Below are 1,739 nucleotides of genomic sequence, written 5' to 3'. Positions count from 1 at the left end.
GTCTCGCCGGGCGCTCCGAGGTGTGCGGCGAGCGGGGCCTCGTCCGGCGCTCCGGTGTGGTGAATCCGCCGAGGCATGATCGTCCGACCCATTGACCCTGTTCTGTTCACCCACTTAGCCTCCATCTTCATACGTGGACGCCGTCACCATGCAGAGATGGCAGCTTCAGGGATGGGTCATCGGTTCAAAGGGGAACTGTCTTGGCCCTGCTCGTCGTCGGGATCAGCGTTCTGATCCTCCTCGTCCTCATGACCACGCTGAGACTGAACGGCTTCGCGGCCCTGCTGCTCGTGGCGGTGGGCGTCGCGCTCGTGCAGGGCATCCCCGTGGCGGCCATCCCGGACGTCCTCTCCGAGGGCATCGGGGACCAGATCGGCCACACCATGCTGACCATCGGGCTCGGCGCGATGGTGGGCCGCGTGATGGGGGACTCGGGCGCCGCCCAGCGCATAGCCGGCAAGCTCCTCGACGCCTTCGGGCCGCGTTGGGTCCAGGTCGCCATGGTGGTCACGTCCATGCTGATCGGCGTGACCATGTTCTACGAGGTCGCGTTCATCAACGTCGTGCCCATCGCGTTCACGCTGGTCGGGGTCACCGGGGCGATGCTGCTGTGGGTGGGCCTGCCGATGCCCATCGCGCTGTCCACCATGTCGCCTTCGATGACGAAGGAGGACAGCGACTTGGCCGAGCCGACGGTCGCGTACGGCGGGAAGACCGCCGGCTCCCCGGACGTCCGGCCCACGCTCTGGACGCTGCCGCCCGGGAGCGAGCAGGTCCCAGGCCGCGACCAGTTGAGGGCCGCGGACGTTGTCGATGACCACGTCCACCGGCCGCCGCAGGCCCTCCAGCCCGATCAGCACCTCGTCGGCGCCTGCCTCGGCGAGCCCCTCCGCACGGGCGGCCGAGCACACGGACGCGATCACATGGGCAGGTTTGACCGGCGGCTGATGGGCCGTCACTGGCCGGTGATCCAGCGGTACTGCAACTCCGGCCGCCCCACCGTGCCGTACTGCGGGCGGCGCGCCGCGCGGCCCGCGTCGACCAGATGCTCCAGGTAACGGCGGGCCGTGATGCGGGAGATGCCCACGGATTCCGCGACGCCGGCGGCCGTGAGGCCCTGCGCGCTGTCGCGCAGGGCGACCGTCACCCGCTCCAGCGTCGGCGCGCTCAGCCCCTTGGGCAGCGCGGCCGGGCCCGGCGCGCGCAGCGCCGCGAGCGCCCGGTCCACCTCGTCCTGGCCGCTCGCCTCGCCGACCGCCGCGTGGAACTCGGCGTAGCGCACGAGGCGGTCGCGCAGGGTCGCGAAGGTGAACGGCTTCAGGACGTACTGCACGACCCCGAGCGAGACGCCCTCGCGGACGACGGCCAGGTCGCGGGCCGACGTCACCGCTATCACGTCCGCGTGATGGCCGGCCGTCCTGAGGGACCGGGCCAGTTGCAGCCCGTGCACGTCCGGCAGGTGCAGGTCGAGCAGGAGGAGGTCCACCGGGGTGCGCTCCAGGGCCCGGCGGGCCTCGGCACCCGAGTGCGCCTTGCCCACGGCCACGAACCCCGGCACCCGGCCCACGTACAGCACGTGCGCGTCGGCGGCGACCTGGTCGTCCTCCACGACCAGGACGCGGATGGCCTTCTCGCTGCTCGTCATGCGTCGCCTCCAGCGCCTCTGGCCACCGGGGCCCCGGATGTCACGCCCTTCCGCCAGTCCGGCGACGCCTTGCCGTCGAACACGTACAGGCGCA

1 protein-coding gene and 1 pseudogene are annotated in these 1,739 nt (G+C 71.7%); one reads left to right on the top strand and one right to left on the bottom strand.

Translation table 11 applies throughout. From position 1 onward, the window contains the following. Window positions 1-200 precede the first annotated feature (200 nt). Window positions 201-650 (top strand): annotated as a pseudogene (locus tag ABZ281_RS48220) (gluconate permease); the annotation flags it as partial. A 305-nt stretch (window positions 651-955) separates the two neighbouring features. Here the strand turns inward: ABZ281_RS48220 and ABZ281_RS48215 are convergent. Next, window positions 956-1,645: a response regulator gene (locus ABZ281_RS48215; RefSeq protein WP_356665066.1), complete on the bottom strand. Its 690-nt coding sequence runs from the start codon at window positions 1,643-1,645 to the stop codon at window positions 956-958. Between the last annotated feature and the right edge of the window lie 94 nt (window positions 1,646-1,739).

This window comes from Streptomyces sp. NPDC006265, from assembly GCF_040613555.1.
Taxonomy (GTDB): domain Bacteria; phylum Actinomycetota; class Actinomycetes; order Streptomycetales; family Streptomycetaceae; genus Streptomyces.
This window is presented reverse-complemented; position numbering and strand designations above follow the sequence as displayed.